At 46.0% G+C, this 24812-nt stretch carries 22 protein-coding genes; 14 read left to right on the forward strand and 8 right to left on the reverse strand.

Annotation, left to right across the window (positions count from 1 at the left end):
* Positions 1-42: 42 nt before the first annotated feature.
* The 7 genes from GW12_RS13885 to recJ all read left to right on the forward strand — a co-directional run bounded on the left by GW12_RS13885 (position 43) and on the right by recJ (position 7912).
* A complete protein-coding gene (locus GW12_RS13885) occupies positions 43-840 on the forward strand; it encodes an MBL fold metallo-hydrolase (RefSeq protein ID WP_034588660.1) in 798 nt (265 codons plus the stop codon).
* A 97-nt stretch (positions 841-937) separates the two neighbouring features.
* Positions 938-1303 carry a YkgJ family cysteine cluster protein gene (locus GW12_RS13890; RefSeq protein WP_081403508.1) on the forward strand — a complete coding sequence of 122 codons (366 nt, stop codon included), beginning with the start codon at positions 938-940 and terminating at the stop codon, positions 1301-1303.
* A 248-nt stretch (positions 1304-1551) separates the two neighbouring features.
* Positions 1552-2364, forward strand: a complete 813-nt coding sequence (locus tag GW12_RS13895) for an MBL fold metallo-hydrolase (RefSeq protein ID WP_034588664.1) — start codon at positions 1552-1554, stop codon at positions 2362-2364.
* 233 nt (positions 2365-2597) lie between these two features.
* A complete protein-coding gene (guaB, locus tag GW12_RS13900; RefSeq protein ID WP_034588666.1) occupies positions 2598-4064 on the forward strand; it encodes an IMP dehydrogenase in 1467 nt (488 codons plus the stop codon).
* 126 nt (positions 4065-4190) lie between these two features.
* A complete protein-coding gene (gene glmM / locus GW12_RS13905; RefSeq protein ID WP_034588669.1) occupies positions 4191-5525 on the forward strand; it encodes a phosphoglucosamine mutase in 1335 nt (444 codons plus the stop codon).
* A 26-nt stretch (positions 5526-5551) separates the two neighbouring features.
* Positions 5552-6208, forward strand: a complete 657-nt coding sequence (gene pdxH / locus GW12_RS13910; RefSeq protein WP_034588671.1) for a pyridoxamine 5'-phosphate oxidase — start codon at positions 5552-5554, stop codon at positions 6206-6208.
* Entirely contained in the window at positions 6209-7912 is a 1704-nt protein-coding gene (recJ, locus tag GW12_RS13915) for a single-stranded-DNA-specific exonuclease RecJ (protein WP_034588672.1), read from the forward strand. It abuts the gene before it with no gap.
* 45 nt (positions 7913-7957) lie between these two features.
* Here recJ and GW12_RS13920 read toward each other — a convergent pair whose 3' ends face one another.
* Both GW12_RS13920 and GW12_RS13925 read right to left on the reverse strand, forming a co-directional pair.
* On the reverse strand, positions 7958-8692 hold the full coding sequence (locus GW12_RS13920) for a putative porin (RefSeq protein ID WP_227504173.1): 735 nt from the start codon (positions 8690-8692) through the stop codon (positions 7958-7960).
* Between the two features lie 162 nt (positions 8693-8854).
* Positions 8855-9634, reverse strand: coding sequence for a putative porin (locus GW12_RS13925; RefSeq protein WP_034588678.1), 780 nt, complete (start codon positions 9632-9634; stop codon positions 8855-8857).
* A gap of 491 nt (positions 9635-10125) precedes the next feature.
* On the opposite strand from GW12_RS13925, the gene prfB reads away from it, so the two are divergent.
* The 5 genes from prfB (at position 10126) to GW12_RS13950 (ending at position 15215) form a co-directional block, all read left to right on the forward strand.
* A protein-coding gene (gene prfB, locus GW12_RS13930) for a peptide chain release factor 2 (protein WP_152598555.1) occupies positions 10126-11221 on the forward strand; the annotation gives its coding sequence in 2 pieces (ribosomal slippage) (positions 10126-10197 and positions 10199-11221; 1095 coding nt in all).
* Positions 11222-11366: 145 nt separating this feature from the next.
* Positions 11367-11666 carry a helix-turn-helix transcriptional regulator gene (locus GW12_RS13935; protein WP_034588683.1) on the forward strand — a complete coding sequence of 100 codons (300 nt, stop codon included), beginning with the start codon at positions 11367-11369 and terminating at the stop codon, positions 11664-11666.
* Between the two features lie 25 nt (positions 11667-11691).
* Complete coding sequence (locus GW12_RS13940; protein ID WP_034588686.1) at positions 11692-12750, forward strand: alkene reductase; 1059 nt, start codon at positions 11692-11694, stop codon at positions 12748-12750.
* Between the two features lie 98 nt (positions 12751-12848).
* A complete protein-coding gene (locus GW12_RS13945) occupies positions 12849-14129 on the forward strand; it encodes a 3-deoxy-D-manno-octulosonic acid transferase (protein WP_034588734.1) in 1281 nt (426 codons plus the stop codon).
* Between the two features lie 372 nt (positions 14130-14501).
* Positions 14502-15215 carry a 16S rRNA (uracil(1498)-N(3))-methyltransferase gene (locus GW12_RS13950; RefSeq protein WP_034588688.1) on the forward strand — a complete coding sequence of 238 codons (714 nt, stop codon included), beginning with the start codon at positions 14502-14504 and terminating at the stop codon, positions 15213-15215.
* On the opposite strand, the gene GW12_RS13955 is transcribed toward GW12_RS13950, so the two are convergent.
* Both GW12_RS13955 and GW12_RS13960 read right to left on the reverse strand, forming a co-directional pair.
* Positions 15189-16166 (reverse strand): mechanosensitive ion channel family protein, encoded by a 978-nt coding sequence (locus GW12_RS13955; RefSeq protein WP_034588690.1) that lies wholly within the window; start codon positions 16164-16166, stop codon positions 15189-15191. The two genes, GW12_RS13950 and GW12_RS13955, sit on opposite strands and share 27 nt — an antisense overlap.
* Before the next feature lie 106 nt (positions 16167-16272).
* Complete coding sequence (locus GW12_RS13960; protein WP_034588692.1) at positions 16273-16857, reverse strand: DUF805 domain-containing protein; 585 nt, start codon at positions 16855-16857, stop codon at positions 16273-16275.
* Positions 16858-17150: 293 nt separating this feature from the next.
* Here GW12_RS13960 and acs point away from each other — a divergent pair, with 293 nt between their 5' ends.
* Together acs and GW12_RS13970 are read left to right on the forward strand one after the other, a co-directional pair.
* Positions 17151-19094: an acetate--CoA ligase gene (gene acs, locus GW12_RS13965; RefSeq protein WP_034588694.1), complete on the forward strand. Its 1944-nt coding sequence runs from the start codon at positions 17151-17153 to the stop codon at positions 19092-19094.
* 145 nt (positions 19095-19239) lie between these two features.
* Entirely contained in the window at positions 19240-20421 is a 1182-nt protein-coding gene (locus GW12_RS13970; RefSeq protein WP_034588698.1) for an acyl-CoA dehydrogenase family protein, read from the forward strand.
* Positions 20422-20625: 204 nt separating this feature from the next.
* Here GW12_RS13970 and phrB read toward each other — a convergent pair whose 3' ends face one another.
* The 4 genes from phrB to msuE all read right to left on the reverse strand — a co-directional run bounded on the left by phrB (position 20626) and on the right by msuE (position 24811).
* A complete protein-coding gene (gene phrB, locus GW12_RS13975; protein WP_034588701.1) occupies positions 20626-22041 on the reverse strand; it encodes a deoxyribodipyrimidine photo-lyase in 1416 nt (471 codons plus the stop codon).
* A gap of 118 nt (positions 22042-22159) precedes the next feature.
* On the reverse strand, positions 22160-22780 hold the full coding sequence (locus tag GW12_RS13980; protein ID WP_034588703.1) for a riboflavin synthase: 621 nt from the start codon (positions 22778-22780) through the stop codon (positions 22160-22162).
* Between the two features lie 155 nt (positions 22781-22935).
* Positions 22936-24045, reverse strand: coding sequence for a dimethylsulfone monooxygenase SfnG (gene sfnG, locus GW12_RS13985; protein ID WP_034588706.1), 1110 nt, complete (start codon positions 24043-24045; stop codon positions 22936-22938).
* Positions 24046-24076: 31 nt separating this feature from the next.
* A complete protein-coding gene (gene msuE, locus GW12_RS13990; RefSeq protein ID WP_034588708.1) occupies positions 24077-24811 on the reverse strand; it encodes an FMN reductase in 735 nt (244 codons plus the stop codon).
* Position 24812: the final 1 nt, after the last annotated feature.

Below are 24812 nucleotides of genomic sequence, written 5' to 3' on the forward strand. Positions count from 1 at the left end.
ACAACACAAAAATCATTTTTAAATGAAAAATTGGGGAAGTTTATGGCTTTTGAACGCACCACATCACAAGTTTTATTTGATGATGGCACACATAAATGCATCAGTTTTACCAGTCTGGTAAAAGGCGAAGGCGTTCAGGCCAACCAGTTTCTGATTCTGGATAATAACCGTGCAGCAGTACTGGATCCGGGTGGTGACTTGACCTATGTGCCGCTGACCATGGAGCTGAACAAATATACACGTCTGGCCAATCTAGACTATGTCATGGCTTCACATCAGGACCCAGACATTATCACTTCGATGCCACGCTGGTTGGTCTATACCGATGCCAAAGTGGTGGCTTCCAAGCTGTGGGCGCGCTTCCTGCCACACCTCAATTCAGCTTTCATGAGTGACCGGATGAAGGGCAACTGGCTGGACCGTCTGGTGGAGCTGCCAGACCATGGCCAGATCATCAAGCTGGGTAATTCCGACATCATCGCGATACCAGCGCACTTCCTGCACTCTGTGGGTAACTTCCAGTTCTACGATCCGATCGCCAAAATCCTGTTCTCAGGCGATATGGGCGCGTCTATGGTCGAAGATGCCTCACGTCCACTAGAAAACTTTGCTGCACATATTCCAAAGATGAAAGCATTCCACCAGCGCTATATGTGCAATAACAAGGTAATTCGCCTGTGGGTGCAGATGGTACGTACCATGGATGTTGAAATGATCGTGCCACAGCACGGTACGCCGTTTGTGGGCAAGGAGCAGATTGACCAGTTCCTGGACTGGATTGAAACGCTGGAATGCGGTACTGACCTGATGGATGAAACCATCTTTACCTGCCCAGAATAACTGGAAAAATCAAAAAAAATTCTTGAGTGAAAAAACAACATTTTTTATATTTTTCGTTTTTCAAAAAACTTTATTTGATGACGAGAATCTATAAGAAATGTTGTCTCAAGTTCCAACACAGGATGCATGTTTAAGTTGTGGTGCATGTTGCGCCTATTTCCGGGTTTCGTTCTATTGGGCAGAGGGAATTCCCATGCCAGAAAACTATACCGAACCACTCACCCCGGTCTATTCATGCATGGCAGGTACCAACCAGAAAAATCCGCGTTGTATTGCCCTGCAAGGAACCATTGGGGAACAGGTCAGTTGCGGCATGTATGAGCTACGCAGCTCATCCTGCAAGGAAGTGCAGATCGCGGATGCGCAGTGTAACAAGGCGCGTATGGCTCACAATATGGTGCCATTTATCCAGATTGAAGCTGATGAAGCAGAAAATGACGATAACTTTGAACGCGTCAGCTAGGTAAAAAATTTCAAATGATCAAAGCAGGGCTCAGGCTCTGCTTTTTTTATGGGTAAAAATCAATGAAAATGCTTGGATTTAGTTGTGACTTCCGTAACAGAAAAATCAAAATTGAACAATAAAAAAGCGATTTATTATAGATAATTAAGTACAAAACCATAATTTTATTATGGATTAATTTGGTTATAATTTGATCAGAATAACAACAGTAATAATCAGTAAACGACAACAACGAGAAGGAAACAAAAATGGATAATAAGACCAGTTCCTATATTTTATTTGATAACGGTGAACATAAGTGCATTGTCTTTACCAGTCTGGTTAAAGGCGAGGGCATTCAGGCCAATCAGTTTCTGATTATTAACGACCGTGAAGGTGCAGTGATTGATCCGGGCGGTGATCTGACCTATTCACCGCTGACCTTTGAACTGCTGAAATATATTCCTTTGAATCGGATTCGCTATGTGTTTGGTTCGCATCAGGATCCTGACATTATCACTTCGATGCCACGCTGGCTGATGCATACTCAGGCCAGCATCGTGGCATCCAAACTTTGGGCGCGTTTCCTGCCGCATCTAAACTCGGCTTTTACCAGTGGAAAAATGACTGGGAACTGGGAAGACAGGCTGATTGAACTGCCAGATGAAGGCATGAGTGTGCCGATTGGCCAGTCAGAACTATGTTGTATCCCAGCGCATTTCCTTCATTCAGTCGGTAATTTCCAGTTTTATGATCCAATTTCCAAAGTCCTGTTTTCTGGTGACCTCGGTGCATCCGTCGTAGGTGACCCACAGACGCCGGTGACGGATATGGAGGCACATTTACGCAGTATGCGTGGTTTTCATCAACGCTATATGTGCTCGAATCGCATCTTGAGATATTGGGTGGAAATGGTTCGGGAAATGGATATCGACATGATCGTTCCGCAGCATGGCGCACCATTTGTCGGGCGTGAGCCGATTGAGCAGTTCCTGGACTGGCTCTGGCATCTGGAATGTGGTGTCGACCTGATTGAGCCGCGGATTTATCGTTGTCCGAAAACCAGGTTGGCTGTGGCTTAAGCTAAGTGCCTGATTTGCAGTAATCGCTAAAATAGGACAGCATGATTTTCTATACAAAAAATACAGGGTAGGCTGGATAAAATTTATTCGATTAACTCAGGATATAAATCAATGCCTTAGCGAAGGAAAATAAAAATAAGTGCAGATTTGGCAAAAATAAATTTTGCAATTGCAATGAAATTTTAAGCCAAATTTGTTTATAATAGCGCACGGAAATTACCAGTGAGACTGTTATGTTGACCATCGTTCAAGACGCGTTAACCTTCGATGATGTCCTATTACTCCCTGCCTACTCTACTGTCCTCCCAAAAGATGTCTCTCTAAAGACACGCCTGACTCGCGGCATTAACCTGAATATTCCTCTTGTGTCTGCAGCTATGGATACGGTGACTGAATCCCGTATGGCAATCGCTATGGCACAAAATGGCGGTATCGGTATCCTGCATAAGAACATGGATATTGCTGCACAGGCTGCAGAAGTACGCCGTGTGAAGAAATTCGAATCAGGTATCGTAAAAGATCCGATTACAGTAACCCCTGAAACAACTGTACGTGAGCTGATTGCGCTGACTCAGGCGAACAACATCAGCGGTGTGCCAGTAGTGAAAGACGGTAAAGTAGTGGGTATCGTGACAGGTCGTGATACACGCTTTGAGACCAATCTTGAGCAGCCAGTGAGCAACATCATGACTGGTCAGGATCGTCTGGTAACAGTACGTGAGGGTGAATCGAAAGAAAACATCCAGGCGTTACTGCAAAAACACCGTATTGAAAAAGTGCTGGTTGTGAATGACAACCAGGAACTGAAAGGTTTAATTACCGTTACTGATTTCCGCAAAGCTGAAAACTATCCAAACAGCTGTAAAGATGACCTTGGCCGCCTGCGCGTAGGTGCTGCTGTAGGTACGGGTGCTGAAACTCCAAGCCGTGTAGAAGCGCTGGTTGAAGCGGGTGTGGATGTGATCGTAGTAGATACTGCACACGGTCATTCTGCTGGTGTGATCGAGCGTGTACGTTGGGTTAAACAAAACTACCCACAAGTGCAAGTGATTGGCGGTAACATCGCAACTGGTGATGCTGCACTGGCATTGCTTGATGCGGGTGCGGATGCAGTGAAAGTGGGTATCGGTCCTGGTTCGATCTGTACTACACGTATTGTTGCCGGTATCGGTATGCCACAAATCTCTGCAATTGATTCAGTGGCGAATGCATTGAAAGAACAAATTCCATTGATTGCTGATGGCGGTATCCGTTTCTCTGGTGACATGGCCAAAGCGATTGGCGCTGGCGCAAGCACCATCATGGTCGGTTCATTAATGGCCGGTACTGAAGAAGCGCCAGGTGAAGTTGAGTTCTTCCAGGGCCGTTATTATAAAGCTTACCGTGGTATGGGCTCACTGGGTGCAATGGCGGGTGCAACAGGTTCTGCTGACCGTTACTTCCAGGACTCTAAAGCGGGTGCTGAGAAACTGGTTCCGGAAGGTATCGAAGGCCGCGTACCGTACAAAGGCCCTATGGGTAACATCGTGCATCAAATGATGGGCGGGCTGCGTTCTGCGATGGGTTATACCGGTTCAGCAACCATTGATGACCTGCGCCAAAATGCGAAATTCGTGAAAATTACTTCTGCGGGTATGTCTGAATCACACGTTCATGATGTCACCATTACCAAAGAAGCACCGAACTATCGTATGGGTTAATTCCTAAAACAAATTGTTCGTATGAAAAAAGCCGTCATGCAAATGACGGCTTTTTTGTTTTGGTGTAAAGTGTGACTCATTGTAAAAATGGATGATGCAAATCACCCCATAAGAAGTGAGACAATGATGAGTTATTTTGGCACCGATGGTATTCGTGGCAAGTTTGGTGAGTTGCCGATTACGCCTGAGTTTGCATTGAAACTGGGCTTTGCCACAGGAAAGGTTCTCAAGCGCAATAGTAAGAAGAATAAACCGCTGGTAGTGATGGGCAAAGACACACGTTTGTCCGGTTATATTCTGGAATCTGCTTTACAGGCGGGGTTGAATGCGGCGGGTGTCTATGTGCACTTATTAGGTCCATTACCTACACCTGCGATTGCTCATTTAACTCGTGCCCTACATGCCAATTTGGGAATCGTGATTTCAGCATCGCATAATCCGTACTTTGATAACGGGATTAAATTCTTTTCGAGTGAAGGCAAAAAGGTATCAGACGAGTTGCAGGATGAAATCAATGCCGAACTTGAAAAAGAGCTGGTGATTGAAGATACCGCGAACCTGGGTAAAAGCTTCCGAGTGAAGGATGCCAACGGCCGTTATATCGAATTCTGTAAATCAACTTTCCCGTATCATCTGGACCTTAATGATCTGAAAATTGTGGTGGACTGTGCCAATGGTGCGGCTTATAACGTTGGTCCGGCGGTATTCCGTGAACTCGGTGCCAAAGTGATTGCGCTGTATGATGAGCCTGATGGTCTGAATATCAATAAAAACTGTGGTTCAACCCATCCGGAAAACCTGCAAAAAGCAGTAGTAGAACATGGTGCTGACCTTGGTATTGCCTTTGACGGTGATGCTGACCGCGTGATTATGGTCGATAAAAATGGTGAGCTGATTACCGGTGACCATATCCTGTATATCCTAGCGACACAGAGCAGTAAAAAACCAGCAGGTATTGTTGGTACGTTGATGAGCAATATGGCACTGGAACTGGCTTTACAAAAAGCAGGTGTTGAACTGCTGCGTGCCAAAGTCGGGGACCGCTATGTATTACAAGGTCTGGAAGAAAAAGGTTGGGTGATTGGCGGCGAACCATCGGGTCATATCCTGACTTTGGACAAGAGTACTACCGGTGATGCTATCATCTCTGCACTGCAAGTCCTGACTGTGATGGTCGAGCAGCAAAAAGCCCTACATGAACTGGTCGCAGATTTCCATTTATTGCCAAATGTGCTGGTCAATGTGCGTCTGGAAGCCATGTTTGACCCGTATTCAGTGCCTGCATTAGCCGTTGAATTTGCCAAAGCTGAAGAACAGCTGAAAGGTCGTGGCCGCCTATTGATCCGTAAATCCGGTACAGAACCAGTAATTCGTGTCATGGTGGAAGGCGAAGACCTGGAAGAAGTCAATGCACTGGCACATTCACTGGCAGATGCAGTACGTGCCAACGCAGCTGCCTAAATTTATCTTCTGACGAGAAAGATATAATGACTGATTTAATTAAGGATCTGAGTGAACTTCGTCTGAATTATCAGAAAGGGGAGTTGCATGAAGAGCAGGTCAATCCGAATCCGCATGAACAGTTTTTGCTCTGGTTTAACCATGCGCTAGAAGCACGCTTGCATGAACCCTATGCGATGTCATTGGCTACGGCTAATGCAGAGGGACGTCCACATGTGCGTACCGTATTGTTGCGTGGTGCCACCGAAGAAGGTTATGACTTCTATACCAATTATGACAGCCAGAAGGGCATAGACTTAGCGAACAACCCTTATGCAGAGCTATTGTTTTACTGGCAGGAGCAGGAACGTCAGATCCGTATCTCTGGTCGTGTAGTCAAAATCTCTGAAGAAGAATCGACTGATTATTATCACAAGCGTCCACGTGACAGTCAGATTGCAGCATATGTTAGCACTCCGCAAAGTGGGGTAATTTCTAGCCGTGAAGAGCTGCAGCAACGTTTCTGGGATTTGCATGACCGTGTTGCCAATCAGGAGCAACTGGACAAGCCGGCATTCTGGGGCGGCTACCGTCTGGTACCGGATTATTATGAATTCTGGCAGGGACGTCCGAACCGCCTACATGACCGTCTCAGCTATACCAAGACCGATGGTCAGTGGACTTTACAGCGACTGATGCCATAAATGTCAAAACTTGAAATCAGACAGCGACCCTTTCTAACCTGTCCTGAAGCATTTCAGGGTGTGCCGCCTTTTGTTGCTGAAATTTTGGCACGTCGTGGTGTGGAATCTCAGCAAGAGCTTGAGCTGAAACTCAAGCATCTGCTGGCACCCACCATGAAAGGCTTGCCTGAAGCAATCCAGTTGATGGATGCTGCCATTGATGCAGGTCAGAAGATCGTGATTGTCGGGGACTATGATGCTGATGGTGCGACCAGTACAGCACTCATGATGCTGGCGCTACGGGATATGGGAGCTAATGTCGAGTATCTGGTACCGGATCGTTTCAAGTATGGCTATGGCCTGACCCCGGCGATTGCCGATCTGGCTTTTACTCGGTTTACGCCTGATTTGTTGATTACCGTGGATAATGGTATTTCCAGTCATGATGGGGTTAAGCAAGCCCAGGATCATGGCATGCAAGTGATCATCACCGATCACCACTTAACCACCAAGCCGACGCCTGCCGCAGAGGCTGTGGTCAATCCAAACCAGTTAGGTTGCGAGTTTCCAAGCAAGGCACTGGCTGGTGTGGGGGTGGCCTTTTATGTCTTGGCGAATCTGTCGACACATCGTAAAAAGCTGGGTAAATCTTTTACTAACATTACCAATTATCTGGATCTGGTGGCGCTCGGGACTTATGCTGATGTCGCCAGTCTAGACTATAACAACCGTATTCTGATTGATGCTGGTCTAAAGCGGATTCAGCAGCATTTATGCCGTCCGGGGATTAGTGCCTTGCTGGAGATTGCGGGTCGGGATGCCGCGACTTTAAAAGCACAGGATTTGGGTTTTGTTCTCGGCCCAAGGATCAATGCTGCGGGTCGTATGGAAACCATGGATATTGGTATTGAATGTCTGCTGGCTCAGGATTTGGCAACGGCTTATCCACTGGCAGAACAGCTGAACCAGCTCAATGTTGAACGCCGTCAGGTGGAAGGCAAGATCAAGCAGGAAGCCCTGGCTGAACTGGAAAAAATCCAGCTGGATGAAGCAGAGTTACCGGCTGCTTTGATCATGTTTGAACAGCACTGGCATCAGGGTGTGATTGGTATTGTGGCTGGCCGTTTAAAAGAGCAGTTCCACCGTCCAAGTATCGTCTTTGCTGCGGATGAAGATGGCGTGCATATCAAAGGTTCGGCACGTTCGATAGAAGGCATTCATATTCGCGATGCGATTGAATTGGTGGCAGAACAGCATCCGCATATCGTCAGTCACTTTGGTGGGCATGCAGCAGCAGCGGGGTTGACCATCAAACGCGAACACTTTGCCGAGTTTAAGCAGACCTTTGAACAGCTGATTGGTAGTATGGATGAGAGTCTGTTTACCGCGACGTTATGGACCGATGGTGAGTTGCCAGCTTCAGCTTTCCAGATTAATACTGTTGATTTACTGCATAACTTAAGTCCGTGGGGACAGAAATTTCCACAGCCGATATTTGAAGGTATCTTTAAGGTGCTGGATTACCGCTGGTTGAAGGATGTACATCTAAAACTACGTGTAGCTTTGGAAAATGGTCAAGTCGTGGATGCGATTGCTTTTAATGCAGCCAGCAAATATCAGTTTGATCCGATGCAGGACAGTGTGCGTCTGGTCTATGAGCTGGATAAAAATGTCTTTAATGGCAATATCAGCCTACAAATGCGGATTGCCCATCTGGAACAGTAAAAAAACCGCTCCGTTGAGCGGTTTTTTATTATTTGCTTAGGGGGATTAGAAGCGGTAAGCGCCGCGTACACCAAAGATATCTGCATCATCACCAAAAGCAATAGCACCTTCTAAGCTGAATTGCTGAGTAAAGAATTTCTTGGCACGGATAGTAAATACATCAGTACCGTCTAAGTCAGAATCAGAGAATCCAAGACCGACACTGAAAGTTTTATCCAGATATAAATCTGCACCTAAGTTATAAGCATCGATATCGCCAAAACTGGCACCTGCTTCAAAATTCATATCATAAGCGCTAACCTGAGTTACATATTTTGCACGTAAGGTCGGGTCAATTTCATCATCTGCATCATCTTCTGAAATACCGATAAGACCAAGCGCGACTAATAGTCCTGGAACTGGAAGATAACCTACTTCCGCAGCATAACTGGTTAAATCTCCAAGATCATTGTCAAAATGCGAAATACTGCCATTCAAATAAAAATCTGAATTTGGAACAAAGTATTCGATACCTGCATGAATGCCGAAAGTGTCGGAGTCATCAATATAACTTAGAGCACCATTTACATTGCTCGCACGGTTCAAGAAAGCAGCTTCATTTAAAGGCGAGTTTTTAATTTGAACTGGGTTGAAGTAATAAGTGCCATCAATCGCAAATCCTACATCTGAGCCCCCACGATCTCGGTCTAGAATCTCAATAGTGCCGCCTACTTCAGTTTGATAAGCATGAGCGGTTCCCAGGCTGGCAAGAAGTGCAGTTGTAAGAGCAATTTTTTTTATCATTTCAAAATCTCGGTTATTAGAAGGTTAAATCTGTCAGATTACAGATGTAACAAATAGTATGTTTTTTATTCTTTTGATCAATACCACTTGTCTTATTTTGGTGCAATAAAAAGCCTCTCCAGAGAGAGGCTTTTCTTTTCAACGTGTAAGGCTAGATGATTAGAAGCGGTATTTTGCAGCTACACCAAATTTGTTGTAGTCGTTATTACCGACTTCACCGAAACCTACACGACCTTCAAGGCTGACTTGAGGGGTAAAGAATTTACGGGCACTTACACCAAACTCGCTGCGGTCTGTAATATCATTGCTTTGATAATCAGCACCAACGCTTAAAGTTTTGTCGATGAAGTAGTCAGCTTTCACGTTGTACTCATCAAGGTCACCAAAAGCGGCACCGGCTTCAAGGTTAATGTCTTTACCATTTGCTAATGTAGTCACATATTTGGCACGAAGGGTAGGGTCTACACCGTCATCACGGTCATTATCCCAACCTTTCACACCAGCAGCGATTAATAAGCCAGGAGCTGGCAGATAACCTACTTCTGCTGCATAGGTAGTCAGGTCGTTATCTAACTCATTATTATCCTGGAAATCGTGGCCGCTGACTTTACCACTCAAGTAGAAATCAGAATTTGGTACGAAAACTTCTGCACCTACACCATAACGATGTGCTTCAGAATCACCAACTTCTTGATATTCATATTCAGCTTTTACGTTACTTGCACGATCTAGGAACGCTGCTTCTGCAAGAGGGGAGTTACGGGTTTGAACCGGGTTAAAGTAATAAGTACCCTCGACACCGAAAGAGCCGCTTGAGCTACCGTTATCCGGATCGACTAAGCCTGCTGATGCACCAACTTCAGCTTGGTATGCATGTGCTGCTGTGCCTGTAAGTGCGACTGCTGAAAGTAGTGCTGAAGCGATTGCTAATTTTTTCATGCGGATTCTCCCCTCTGAAAGTTTGGCTGGGATTAATACATTTTTTGTTACAGTTTCAGTCTAGCGCAACTAAAAATTGGGTCAATCAAGAGAAAGTTGCAGTAATGTGAAGATAGTAATTTTTTGTAATTTTTTAATTTTAAATATTTGAAATATAATAATAAAAATGAAATGTTTTGTTTTATTAAAACTGTGTAATAATTGTGGATTTTAAGGATTTTGATTAAAAAATAGGCTAAATGTTGTCATTTTATAATTCTATTTAAGAAGTGAAAAATCGGGAAATTCTTTTATAAAAAGAGGGGGATTTGAGGAATGCTTTTAGCTCTTTAAATATCTAAAATGAAACATAATCGAGTTGTATTTTTGCTTGGAACTGGATCATGATTTAAAAGAAAAAATCATATAACTGTAGCGCTAAAATTGCAGGAAAGGTCTGTGATATAATGGCCTGCTAAAAATTTATGCCTTATTGATTGAGAGAAATTCACGTGGAAATTAATCCTTATCTACTCCAGCTGAAAGACTTAAACGAACGTGGTCAAACACTACGGGGGTATCTTTGACTACGATCTAAAAAAAGAGCGTTTAGAAGAGGTTCTCCGTGAATTAGAAGACCCGGCAATTTGGAATGACCAGAACCGTGCTCAAGCCATGGCCAAAGAAAAAGGTGAGCTTGAAAACGTGATCAATGTGCTGGATGGTCTTTCTACCCAATTAGAAGATGTGCAGGCGATGCTGGATCTGGCAGTTGAAGCCGATGATGAAAGCATGCTGGCAGATGTACAGGCTGAGCTGGATGCTGCAGAAGCGGAGCTGGCGAAACTGGAATTCCGCCGTATGTTCAGTAATCCGATGGATCCAAATCCATGCTATGTGGATATTCAGGCGGGTTCAGGTGGTACCGAGGCACAGGACTGGGCATCGATGCTGCTACGTATGTACCTGCGCTGGATCGAACGTCATGGCTTTAAAGCTGATGTGATGGAAGTGTCTGATGGTGATGTCGCAGGTATTAAATCGGCAACCATCCGTGTAGAAGGTGAGTATGCCTATGGCTGGCTGCGTACTGAATCTGGTGTGCACCGTCTAGTTCGTAAATCGCCATTTGACTCAGGTAACCGCCGTCATACTTCATTCTCTGCTGTATTCGTATCACCTGAAGTCGATGACAATATTGAAATTGAAATCAATCCTTCAGATGTTCGTACCGATACTTACCGTGCATCTGGTGCAGGTGGTCAGCACATTAACAAAACTGACTCTGCGGTACGTCTGACTCACATTCCGACCGGTATCGTGGTCGCGTGTCAGAACCAGCGTTCACAACATGCCAACCGTGACCATGCCTGGAAGCAGTTACGTGCAAAACTCTATGAACTGGAGATGAGCAAACGTAATGAAGCGGCTCAAGCGCTGGAAGACTCCAAGTCTGACATCGGTTGGGGTAGCCAGATCCGTTCTTATGTTCTGGATGACTCACGTATCAAAGACTTGCGTACTGGTGTAGAAAACTCCAACACTGGCGCTGTTCTGGATGGTGATCTGGACAAATTTATTGAAGCAAGCTTGAAACAAGGTCTGTAAGCAGGCCTTTCTAAATCCCTGCATAACAAAGTTGATACAGCCTAGAATATGTATATCTAAAAATATCGATATATAAATCGAAAAAATACGATATACTGAAACAAATGCTGATTCAGCTTTGTTGCGCATGACATGTGATGTGACTATGGATCTTGATCTGATTTTCAAAGCCTTGGCAAATCCGACTCGCCGGCAAATTCTGCAATGGTTGAAAACACCAGAGCAGTATCTGTCTGCGGAAGAATGTGGTGGCTTTCAGCGTGGTGTATGCGCCGGGCAGATTGAAAAACTTGGTCAGGTTTCCCAGTCCACCATGTCCAACCATCTGTCCGTGTTACAGCAGGCGGGTCTAATTACTGCCACCAAACACGGGCAATGGTCCTATTTCTCCCGCAATGAAGCCCTGATTCAGCAATATATCGAACATCTACAACAACACCTCTGAGTCAAAACTCGAGGTCGGAGTCCGAATGGCTGAATTGAATTCTCCTCTCAAGCTCGGTGCGCTTGAGCTGAAAAACCGTGTCGTGATGGCACCGCTCACTCGCAGTCGTGCAACCGATGACCGTGTTCCAACGCCAATGATGGCAGAATACTATGCCCAGCGCGCCAGTGCCGGTCTGATCATTTCCGAAGCAACCGTGATTTCTGAAGAAGCCAATGGTTATCTGAATACTCCGGGACTGTTTACCGATGCGCAGGTCGAAGGTTGGAAGCTAGTAACTAAAGCCGTGCATGAGAAGGGCGGTTTGATCGTTGCCCAATTATGGCATGTGGGTCGTGTGTCGCATCCAGATTTGTTAAATGGAGAAATACCGGTATCAGCAAGTGCGGTACAACAGGCGGGGCATGTCAGCTTGCTACGTCCTAAGCGCCCTTATGTCTTGCCACGTCCACTGGAAATTGCGGAAATTCATGCGATCACCGAGCAATACAGACAGGCAGCGATTCGTGCCAAAGAAGCTGGCTTTGATGGGGTAGAGTTGCATGCAGCCAATGGTTATCTGATTGACCAGTTCCTGCAAAGCAAAACCAACAAGCGTGAAGATGAGTACGGTGGTTCAGTTGAAAACCGTGCCCGTTTCCTGCTGGAAGTGATGGATGCGCTAATTGAAGTCTGGGGTGCCGATCGTGTTGGTGTACATCTAGCACCACGTGGTGATGAGCATGATATGGGTGATAATGATCCACGTGAAACATTCGGCTATGTCATGGAGCAACTAGGTAAACGCAAGATTGCCTTCTTTTTTACTCGTGAATATCTAGCGGAAGACAGTATTTCTGAATACATGAAACAGCGTTCAGGCGGCGTACCCTATATTGCCAATATGCGTTTAAGTCGTGAGGATGCGATTGAACTATTAGCCTCTGGCAAGGCGGATGCAGTCTCTTTTGGTAAGGCTTATATTGCTAACCCGGATTTGTATGAGCGCCTGCTGCAGAATGCGCCATTAAATGAGCTGAAAATGGAAAATATGATCGGCAGTCAGACGGCTGAAGGTTATATTGATTACCCGGCTTTAGCTTAGTTAATTTTTCCGTTTAAAAATAATCCTGAGCCACAGTGATTAACATGTTGCTGTGGCTCTGTTATATTCAGCCGATTGAAAGGAATTCGGTAAAGCATTTGGCAACTCCATTTTGGTATAACGCAGCACTGGCACTCATCAAGCCTTTATATCAGTCACGTATTCGCAAGCGTGCGGAAAGTCCTGAACAACTGCAACAGGAACTGCTTGAGCGTTTTGGTCCGTTTCAAACACCAAAAAATCAACATGCCATCTGGTTTCATGTGGTCTCGGTTGGAGAGACCAATGCTGCGCAGCCCTTGATTGAACATTATTTAAAAGCCGGTTATCCGGTACTGGTCACCAATACCACCAAAACCGGTCAGGCTCGTGCAAAATCATTATTTTTAAAAGAGCCTTATTTAAATCTTTTTCAGGCAGTGTATTTACCTGCCGATCAAAAAACTCTGATCCGAGATTTTTATCAGAAATATCAGCCGAAATTACTGCTGCTGATGGAAACTGAACTGTGGCCGAATTTGATTGATCAAGCGCAGAATTTTAACGTCCCATGTTTGTTACTCAATGCCCGTCTTTCAGAAAAATCTGCCAAGGGCTATGGCAAGGTCAAAGGCCTGACACGTGGTATGCTCAGTTCAATGCGACAGTTATTGGCCCAAGATATTGCAACTCAACAGCGTTATATTACTCTAGGGATGTCCCCTGAAAAAACGCAGGTGTTGGGGAACATCAAGTTTGATATTACTGCACCAGAGCAGTTTATTGAGCGTGCTGAACAGTTAAAACAGGATTGGGGATTACAGGGCCGTAAAATTATTACTCTGGCCAGTACCCATGTACCTGAAGAACAGCAGCTGATGGTTGAATTGAAAGCAGCTTTAGATGCTGATTCAAGCTTACTGTGTATTGTTGTGCCAAGACATCCAGAGCGTTTTGAGGAAGTGTTTCAGGCAGCGCAGGCTTTAAATTTACGTACCCAGCGCCGTAGCTTAGGACAGACAGTTGAAGTGGATACTCAGATTTATCTGGCAGATTCGATGGGCGAGATGTGGCTGTGGTATGCCTTAAGCCAGGCTTGTTATGTTGGTGGTTCTTTAAATGAGCCAGGTGGTGGGCATAATATTCTGGAGCCGATTGCACTAAATGTGCCGACGATTTTGGGCAAGAATTATTTTAATTTCCAGACTATTGTTGATGAGTTTGTGGCAGCCCAAGCGGTGGAAGTAGTGGAGGACGCCAAGCAGGCTGCTGAGACCTTACTGAAAATTTTAAACAGTTCAGTAAAAGCAGAAAGTTTGAATGCTGCTGCACAAAAGATTATGCAGCAGAATCGAGGTTCATTGGCAAAGCATATTCAGGTGATTGATCAATATCTTTAAAAATTAAAGTTGCATCGTAGAACAATCTTTTTGTGGGAACGGTTGAGTTGCGATTTTTAATTATTTAAGTTGCATTATACCCTAATTTTACAGGATAAGTTCTTCAATCATTTGTCGGAATTCTCTACTTTTCAGAGATGAAAAGTAGCAAAAATCTTTTGCAGCACTGAAGGTACTTCCTGAGTATTTTTTAAAGCACTGCTTTTAAAAAATACGCTAGCCAGCACCGCGGGCGACATCCCTGTCGCCGATCTGGTAGCAAATGTTTAATTGAATTCGTATTTATAAGAATCTAGTGGTTCGCTTTGCCTATAATCTTAGTTTTATGATTCAGAAACTTAACCTTCTTTCTATTTTGGTTTTAATTCCTTTATGAATATCGTCCTTCTTGATCCCCGCCAAACTGAATCTGAGCTGTGGTCAATCAGTTCCAAGCGGCAATTGGAGCATCTACAACAGCATCTGGAGATTCAAGTGGGGGATACACTGAAAGTCGGGATTCGGGAGGGAAAACGTTATCTCACAGAAATTGTCGAGATCACCGAAAAAGTAGTTCGGTTAAAACCCTTGCAGGAAGAGCGAGTTCCAGCCAAATTGCCAGTAACTTTAATTGTGGCTTTACCACGGCCTAAAGTGCTACGCCGTTTGATTATGGATGCTGTGACATTAGGGGTAGAAAAGATCATCTTGCTGCATAGCTATCGGGTGGATAAAAGTTACTGGCAGACGCCATTTTTGCAGCAGTTGGATCATTATGTACAACTCGGGCTGGAACAGGCAGGGGACACTATTGCCCCACAGATTGAGTTGTATAAACGCTTTAAACCTTTTGTCGAAGATGTGCTGCCTACCTTGATCAGTACCGAGCGACCTGCCTATGTCGCGCATCCTTATACCGACAATAAAATGCCCTATGCGATTGAGCATCCGTGTACGGTAGTGATTGGTCCAGAGGGTGGTTTTATTCCGTATGAGGTGGATCTGCTCATAAAAAACGGCTGCCAGGCAGTGAGCCTTGGCAACCGTATTATCCGTACTGAAACGGTAATTCCTTATGTCTTAGGTCGTATGTTTAGCACGTGCTGAGACATCTTCGCCGCCACCACGATAGACTTTCACTTCCTGTACCGGATATGGAATGGAAATGTCATGTTCAGCAAAGGCTTGGATGATATGTTCCTGAACGGTACTGACCGAATTACCGATAGTCGATTCATCCGTATTTACCCACCAAGTCACGGTCAGATTAATGGAGAAGTCAGCCAGTTCAGTCACATTCACACTAAACGCGGGTTGGCTAAGAATAGTCTGATCTTTATCCAGAATCGCCATGATGATGTCTTTGGCTTTTTGTACATCATCTTCATAACCAATACCGACCACAAACTGGCAACGGCGGTGTGGATAGGCAGTATTCACGGTTACTGCGCTAGTATACACAGTTGCATTTGGAATCACGATACGGCGACCATCGGGTGAGCGTAAGAACGTTGCACGGATCTGAATGTCTTCCACGGTACCTTCCATGCCGGAAACAATAATGCTATCGCCGATTTTGAACGGTTCACCGAGCAGGATCAGTACCCCAGAAAGCAGGTTCTGGAAAATGTCCTTGAAGGCAAAACCGATTGCCACCGAACCAATCCCCAAGGCACTCATCAGCTGGCCTGGCGTAAAGCCAGGAATGGCGATAACCATGGCAATCAGGAAGCCGATAAAAATAATTGCGGAGCTACCGACACGGTTCAGGACCAGTACCAGATTCTGTTTACTGTAACTGCGCTCACTAATGGCTTTGCGCACAAATAGTTTAAACAGTTTCGACAGCAGATAAAAAATGCTGAACATCACCAGAGCGATACAGATATAAGGCAGGCGCTCCCAGAATGCCTCAATAAATTTATCGACGGTTGAGTACGCATCGTTATATTTTGCCGTGTGCTCAATGACGGTCTGAGCGGTTTTTTCCGTTGCCTGTTGCAACAGTTCAGTTGTCCCTTCAGTCACCTGGTTTAGAGCATTTTCTTTTTCAGCCACGAGTATCCCGATTTTAAAAAATTCGCGTTATTTTGCTTGATTTTTACAGTGAACTTAATAGAAAGTTGCACAGCCCTTGCGGGTGGTAGCAAAACTTAACATAAGTTTAAAAATATTCTGTGCCTTTCTGGATCACTTCCTGCGGGCTTTCCAGCTCACCGCTGCCCATCATAAAGGACACCACACTGCTGGCCGCAAACAGGCTGAGTACAGTGAGCAGAATCATCAGCCAGGCCAAGATTTTTTCCCAGACCGCAGCCGGACGTGGTAGCCCAAAACGGTTATGTCCCGGTGTACCAGCCGCCAGTAGTAGATAAAAAATAAAGAAAATATTTACTACTGGAATCAATATTAGCAACATCAGCCAGCCGGATTTATCTAAGTCATGCAGGCGGCGTGCCACCACAACAATATAAAAATAGATATAGAACACCACCAGCAACAGGTACCCCAGACCTCCTAGACCGGTCACGGCATTTACGACCTGCTGATTATCTAGCGACAAGGTGGTCAGGCTGAACATACCGCTAACCAGGCTTAAGGCAATCGAAGCAAAAAAGAAAATGATATTTAGGAAAGCGTACCAGCCGATAAAGCTGAGACGGCCAAAGCGGCCTTCCAGTGACAGCGGATTGTCATTGGCGGACGCCGGAGGGCGGGAGAAAAAGGGCGAAGTATCTTTAGAGTTCATGGGCTGAGCCAGTAGTAATCCAGTCGGAACAGGCAGGCATTTTTGTCTGCATGAAAGTATAAAAATTCAGCACTATTATAGAATTAAATCGGACTATGAGATACGAAAATTAGACAGGAATATGTTGGATTCGCCTGTAAAGCTATGTTTTAAATGGATTGATCAGAATACGACCAAAGCATGATTGTCCAACTTGAAATAAGCAGTTCATACTGCGATTATGCATAAAAAACAATCAATAAAGTGGCATGAACCTCTCGTGATGAGATGGAAGAAGATCAAGGAAGTAAAGAATGAAAGAGATCTATCCTGTACCAGAAGAATTCAAGAAAACCGCACGGACCACCGAGGCTGAATATTTTGAACGTTATAAACGTTCTATTGAAGAGCCGGATGTGTTCTGGACCGAACAGGCTCAGCGCCTCGACTGGATCAAGCCATTTAGCAAAGTCAAAGATACCAGTTTTGATAAAGACAATTTCAAGATCGAGTGGTTTGCTGATGGTCAGCTGAATGTGAGTGCCAACTGTCTGGATCGACATCTGAAAGAACATCCGTATAAGCCGGCGATTATCTGGGAAGGCGACCATCCCTCCCGTCACAAGATTATTTCCTTTCATGAGCTATATGATGAAACCTGCCGCTTTGCCAATGTACTGAAAAAGAACGGGATTAAAAAAGGTGATCGCGTCGTATTGTATATGCCAATGGTCTCTGAAGCGGCGATAGCCATGCTGGCCTGTGCCCGTATTGGTGCGGTGCACTGTGTCGTGTTCGGTGGTTTCTCTCCAGACTCATTGGCCAGCCGAATTGAAGACAGTCAGGCGAAAATGGTGATTACTGCAGACTCGGGTATGCGCGGCGGCAAGCAGATTCCACTGAAAGCCAATGTGGACGAAGCACTGAAATTGCCAGGAACTGAGTCGGTACAGAACGTGATCGTGGTCCACCGGACTGGTAACCCGATTGAAATGAAGGAAGGTCGTGACCTGTGGTATCACATGGAAATCATGACCGTGAATGAAATCTGCCCGCCAGAGCCGATGAATGCGGAAGATCCGCTGTTTATCCTGTATACCTCAGGTTCAACAGGGAAACCGAAAGGGGTGCTGCATACCACCGGTGGTTATCTCACTTATGTAAACTGCAGTTTCCGTGAAGTCTTTGATATTAAACAGGATGATGTGTTCTGGTGTACTGCCGATGTGGGCTGGATTACTGGGCATTCTTATGTGCTCTATGGTCCACTGTCTAATGGTACCACTACCCTGATGTTTGAAGGTGTGCCGCAATATCCGACCTGGGCACGTACCGGGCATATCGTCGACAAGCACAATGTCACTATTCTCTATACCGCGCCAACTGCGATTCGCGCCATGATGCGTGAAGGCGATGCTTTCGTGCGTGAAAGTGACCGCAGCAGTCTGCGTCTACTCGGTTCGGTGGGTGAGCCGATCAATCCAGAAGCTTGGAACTGGTACTACAGTGTTGTAGGCGAAAGCCGCTGTCCGATCGTGGATACCTGGTGGCAGACCGAAACCGGTGGTTTCATGATCACACCATTGCCGGGTGCAACGGATCTGAAACCCGGTTCAGCGACACGACCATTCTTTGGGGTTCAGCCTGCGATTGTGGATGCTGAAGGCAAGGAGTTGGAAGGTGCAGCCGAAGGCAATCTGGTGATCAAGGATTCCTGGCCAGGTCAGATGCGCACCATCTGGGGGGATCCAGAACGCTTTATTGAGGCCTATTTCTCGACTTATCCGGGGACTTATTTTACCGGTGACGGCGCGCGCCGTGATGAAGATGGTTATTACTGGATTACCGGCCGTGTTGATGACGTGCTGAATGTATCCGGACACCGTCTGGGTACGGCGGAAATTGAAAGTGCACTGGTGGCACATGAAGCGGTTGCTGAAGCGGCTGTAGTCGGTATGCCGCACGACATCAAAGGACAGGGCATTTGTGCTTTTGTGACGCTGCAGGCTGGTACGGAAAGCGCAGAGGAGTTGCGTGCTGAGCTGGTGGCCTGGGTACGTAAGATACTTGGACCGGTCGCGACCCCGGATGCTCTGCACTGGGCACCGGCATTACCGAAGACCCGTTCTGGCAAAATCATGCGCCGGATTTTGAGAAAAATAGCGGCGAATGAGTTGGATAGCCTTGGCGATACCTCGACTTTAGCCGAACCACAGGTAGTCGATAACCTGATTGCTGAAGTGCAAAGAAAAGCTTAAATATTTTAAATTCAATTAAATACCGGCTACGATCAGCCGGTATTTTTATATCATTAATAAGCTCTGCATGCTTTCGGATATAGCCTGGAAGTTTGATCTGTTAAGCTTCTGACATGCTGTAGAGAGCTGAAATGAGTACACAATAATGAATGCGCGACAACAATACCTGGATCAATCTCCGCTGGATATTGCCCAATCCCTGGCAGATCAGTTTGCCCTGACCGCGGCTGAACGTGACAAACAGGGCGGCAATCCTAAGCAGCAACGCGATCTGATTCGTCAGAGCGGATTGCTGGGACTGTCGATTCCCAAGGAATATGGCGGGCAGGGTGCAGACTGGGAGACGATTTATCAGACTATCCAGATTATTGCACGCGTCGACAGTTCACTGGCGCATGTCTATGGCTTCCATCATCTGCTGATCGCGACAGTCGAGCTGTTTTCTCAACCAGAACAATATGGCAAATGGTTTGAGCACACTGCTCGAGAAAATCTATTCTGGGGCAACACCCTGAATCCGCTGGATCGCCGCACTACAGCGACAAAGATTTCTGAGAAAGAATATATTTTCCATGGGGACAAAAGCTTCTGCTCCGGCTCAATGGATTCCGATATTTTGCTCTGTTCCGGCTATAACGACGAAGGCAAGCTGTTGATTGGCGTAATTCCAACCCAGCGTAAAGGAGTGAGTTTCCTCGGTGACTGGAACAATATGGGGCAACGCCAGACCGATAGCGGTACCAGCCATTTTGAACAGGTGAAAATCCATGAAGATGAATTGTTGCTGAATCCAGGTCCACTGAGTACCCCGTATTCCAGCTTACGTCCATTGATTGCCCAACTGATCTTTGTACATATGTTCCTGGGTGTAGCTGAAGGAGCTTTTGAAGTCGCGAAACAGACCGTACAAACCCAGAAAGCCTGGTCGAAGTCATTGGTCGAAAATGCAGCCAATGATCCATTTATCCAAAAGCATTTCGCCGAATTCTATGTGCAGCTAGAAGGCGTTCGCCTTCTGGCTAATAAAGCGATTCAGACTTTGCAAAAAGCGTGGGAGGTTGGTCCTGATTTGAATGCCGAACAGCGTGGTGAAGTATCGATTGCGATTGCGACTGCTAAAATCGCCGCAACCAATACCTCACTATATATTACCCAAAATATCTTCCAGGTGATGGGTGCACGTGCCACCACAGCCAAGCTGAATCTGGACCGTTTCTGGCGCAATGTGCGCACCCAGACTCTGCATGATCCGGTGGATTATAAATATCAGGAAGTGGGGGAATGGGTGCTGACCGGTAAAGTACCTGATCCAAGTTTTTATTCTTAAACAACCATTTGAATGATAGCACAGCCTCACATACCGTTATTCATCAAATAACTGTTGTTTAGGCAGTGTCCTGCTTTTGACGGGCCAAAAGCAGCAAAAGCCCTTTGTTTCCCATACATGACATCCATGTCATGATGGGAAACGGTGGCATCCATGCCACCTCTTTCATTCCAATATTCTTTTATGATTTAACTCAAAATTAGATTACAGATTTTTAAAGGCTTCAATGGCCCGGGTTCGGGACTGCTTTAAATCGACAATTGGCTTTGGATAATTCAGCTCTAAGTCTGGATTTTTGGCATAAGGTTCATGAATACTTTTACTGTCCAGATGCGCTAGTTCCGGTACCCATTTGCGGATATAGCCCCCGTGAGGATCAAACTTCTGGGACTGGCTGACGGGATTAAAAATCCGGAAATAGGGTGCAGAATCCATGCCGGTGGAAGCACACCATTGCCAGCCACCATTATTAGCAGCAAGGTCACCATCAATCAGGTGTTGCATAAACCAAGCTTCACCCAGTCGCCAGTCGATCAGCAGGTTCTTAGTGTGGAACATGGCGGTGATCATACGCACCCGATTATGCATCCAGCCAGTTGCCAACAGCTGGCGCATCCCGGCATCGACAATGGGAATACCGGTCTTTCCATATTTCCATACTTCTAAATCTTCAGGTGCCTCTCGCCACGCGATGGCTTTGGTATTGTCTTTAAAGGGCTGATGTTTGGATACTTTGGGAAAGTCATGCAGGGTATGCTGATAAAACTCGCGCCAGAGTAGTTCATCCAGCCAGGTCTGCTGGCCTTCATTTTTAAGCTGAAAATAACCTTGAGAAGAAGCGAATAAAGCCTGGACACATTCCCGGATCGAAAGGATACCGATATTTAAATAGGGTGATAACTGGCTGGTACCATCCACGGCTGGAAAGTCGCGATCAGTTTTATAGAGCTCTAGCCGATCATCTATAAATTCGTTCAGTAGCTCAAAAGCATGCTGATCTTCAACCGGCCAATATTGGCTGGTAGCTTCTTGCCGATAATTTTGCGCAAAAGCATCTAAGTCAAAATCAAAGTTAGAAAAATCGAATTGTAACTTGGACTGGGCTTCAATCTTTGGAAAGCAGGAAGGCACATCGATAATCAGTCGTTCATAGCATTTCTTTTTAAACGCGGTAAACACCTGATAAGGCTGCTGACTCTGATTGCGGATCGAGCCTAAAGGAAACAGGGTGCGGTCTTCATAACTTTCAAAATTAATCTGATGCTGTTGCAACAATTGTTCAACTGCTTGATCACGCTGCTGTTCATTGACACCGGTTTCTATATTGCAATGCAGGGCAGTGATCTGCAGCTGTTGGCAAAGATTTAAAAGCTGTTCTGGAATATTTTCCCAGCGTGAAATTTTCAGAATCAGAAGGGGAATATTATATTCTTCAAGTTGCTGTTTCAGGATTTTGAGTCGGCGCAGATAGAAGTCAATCTTGATCGGTGCATCCTGATGCAGCTGCCATTGCTCAGGCGACAGGATGACCAGCGCCAAACATTGTCTGCTTTGCGTAGCATGCCACAGGGCAGCATGGTCATGCAGGCGTAAGTCGTTCCGGAACCAGATCAGATACATGGCATTTTTCTAAAGAAAATACGATGCCAAGCATTCTAGGCAATCTGGCAGGATAGAAATAGTAGAGAAGTATTAACGAGATAGAGACCGAGCATTCTCTTACTCGGCCTTTAAGAAATCAGCCTTTGGCTAAATGGATATTTTCCAGCGTATCCACCAGGGTACGGGTCATCTGGTCAATTTCATAATTGACTTCATCGCCGACCTGAACGGATTTCCAGGTGGTCAGGCGCAAGGTTTCTGGAATCAGGTCAATCGAAATCTCGTTTTTGGCACGGTCAACCCGGTTCACGGTCAGGCTGCAGCCATTCAGCCCAATAAAGCCTTTCAGGAAGAAGTATTTGATATTGCCATCTGGAATTTTCAGGTCGATATGCAGGGTTTCTCCACGATGCTCGATCTGGGTGACTTTGGCCATCCCTTCAATATGCCCATACAGGTTATGGCCGCCATTTTCCGCACCAACCTTGGCTGAGCGTTCAATATTGACGTCATCACCAACTTGCAGGGATTTCAGCGTGGTCAGGCTGAGGGTGACATCAGACACATCAAAATGAATCTGCTGGTTTTCACGGTCAATGGTGGTCACAGTCAGGCACACGCCATTCACCGCGACACTGGCGCCGATAAACACATCATCAAAGAAGCCTTGCTGGTCACTGACGATGATGGTGATAAAACCATCGCCTTTACGAATTTCTACGACCTTTTCCAGGCCTTGGACAATACCGGTATACATGGTTCAAAGTTCTATTCTTGCAGTTGCATCACATTGTAGGTGGGAAAGTAGCATCCGGCTAGGGTTCTACTGGTTCGGTTGATTTTCCAATAAAAAAATCCCCTAAGCCGAGCCTTAGGGGAGTGAATGGAGTCCGCTGAGAATTATTGGAATCGTTATACGAGCTCAGCTTCTTGTTGCACCGCCGTTGCCTGCTGTGCTTCAAGTTCACGGACCAGCGGTAGCACCTTCTGGCCAAAATATTCCACTTCTTCAATAAAGTGCAGGAAGCCAGACAGTACCAGATCAACCCCGATTTTTTTCAGTTCAACGATACGTTCTGCGATCTGCTGTGGCGTGCCAATCAGGTTGGTACGGAAACCATCGTTGTACTGTACCAGATCCTCAAAAGTGGACTTAGCCCAGTTGCCTTCACCTTCCGCCGTTGCTGCACCGGCTTCACGGGTCGCGTCACTGAAAGATTTCACCGCCTGCACATTGGCTTTGGCAATAATCTCTTGAAGAACCGCTTGCGCCTCTTCTTCGGTATCGCGGGCGATGATGAAGGCATTCACACCGATTTTCACTATGTGATTGTTGGCTTTGGCCTTTTCACGAATGTCATCGATCTGCTTTTTCAGCTCTGCTGGGGTATTGCCATTGGTGAAGTACCAGTCCGATACGCGTGATGCCATGTCGCGCGCCGCGCGGGAACTGCCGCCCTGGAAGATTTCAATATGCGGCTTTTGTACTGGTTTTGGACTCAAGGTGTAGTCCTTGAACTGGTAGTACTTGCCGTCAAAACTGAAATTGTTTTGCGTCCAGATACCTTTCAGGCTGCGAATGAACTCTTCAGAACGCGCATAACGTTCATCATGCTCAGGCCATTCTTCACCAATCGCATCAAACTCACCACGAAACCAGCCACTGACAACATTAATTGCGATACGGCCATTGGTTAAATGGTCAATGGTTGCCAGCTGTTTCGCTGCTAGTGCCGGTTTCCAAGGACCCGGTAGAATCGCAGCAATGACTTTCAGTCGTTCAGTTTTCGCCAGAATACCGTGACTGAAGCTCACTGATTCATGCTGGTTTTCTGCGTTATAGCCCGCGGTAAAACGGATTTGGGTCAGGGCATAGTCAAAGCCTGCCTTTTCCGCCGTTTGTGCCAGACGCACGTTATAGTCGTAGCTCCAGTCGGTACGCTGCTCGATGTCACTGACGACTAAACCGCCGCTGACGTTTGGAACCCAATATGCAAATGTAATATTGTTGTTATTTGACATTCTTCTTCACCCTCTAGAAGAAGTGGCCTTATTAAGCCACTTGAGTTTTTGGCGCTTTGTTACCGTGTAAACGAGACTCTGCTGCATCCAGGCTCGGTACTGCTGCTGAAGGCAATACTTCTTCCTGCTCGATCTGTTTATTAATGCCCAAGTTCTGGTTGGCCTGTTCTGACTTTTCCTTGATCACTTCAGCGCGTTTGCCTTTAGCTGGTGCCCATTCCAGGATTGGTAATGCACGTGCGACAGCCAGTGTGATACGAGCGCGTAATAATTCGCTGTGAATCGTGTATTCAGGGGTGAAGTCACGATCGGTTGCATATACACCGATTGGCAGTGTTTGCGCCTGGAAGAAGCTGAACAATGGACGTAATTGATGTTCAAGCACTAGTGCATGACGGTCACTACCACCAGAAGCGGCTAACAGTACAGGCACATCCACCAGCGCAGTTTGTTCTACGAAGTCGAAGAAATGCTTGAACAGACCAGTGAAGGATGCGCGGTAAACAGGAGTACCCACGATCAGCGCATCAGCAGCTTCCACAGCTGCCAGGTCGTCCTGAACGCGTTGTGGCAACTGGTTGCGGTAGATTGCGCCACCCAGTAGGTGAGCAATTTCACTGAATTTAATGAAATGAACATTGATTGGAGTTGCTTCACCCAGCTCATCAATAATGGCTTGAACCAGTGCTTCAGTTTTAGATGGATTATTTAAACCACCAGAAACGGCAACGATATTCAGTGGTTTTTGTAGATCTTGATTTGACATT

The sequence above is a fragment of the Acinetobacter sp. HR7 genome (genome assembly GCF_000773685.1).
GTDB classification, from domain to species: domain Bacteria; phylum Pseudomonadota; class Gammaproteobacteria; order Pseudomonadales; family Moraxellaceae; genus Acinetobacter; species Acinetobacter thermotolerans.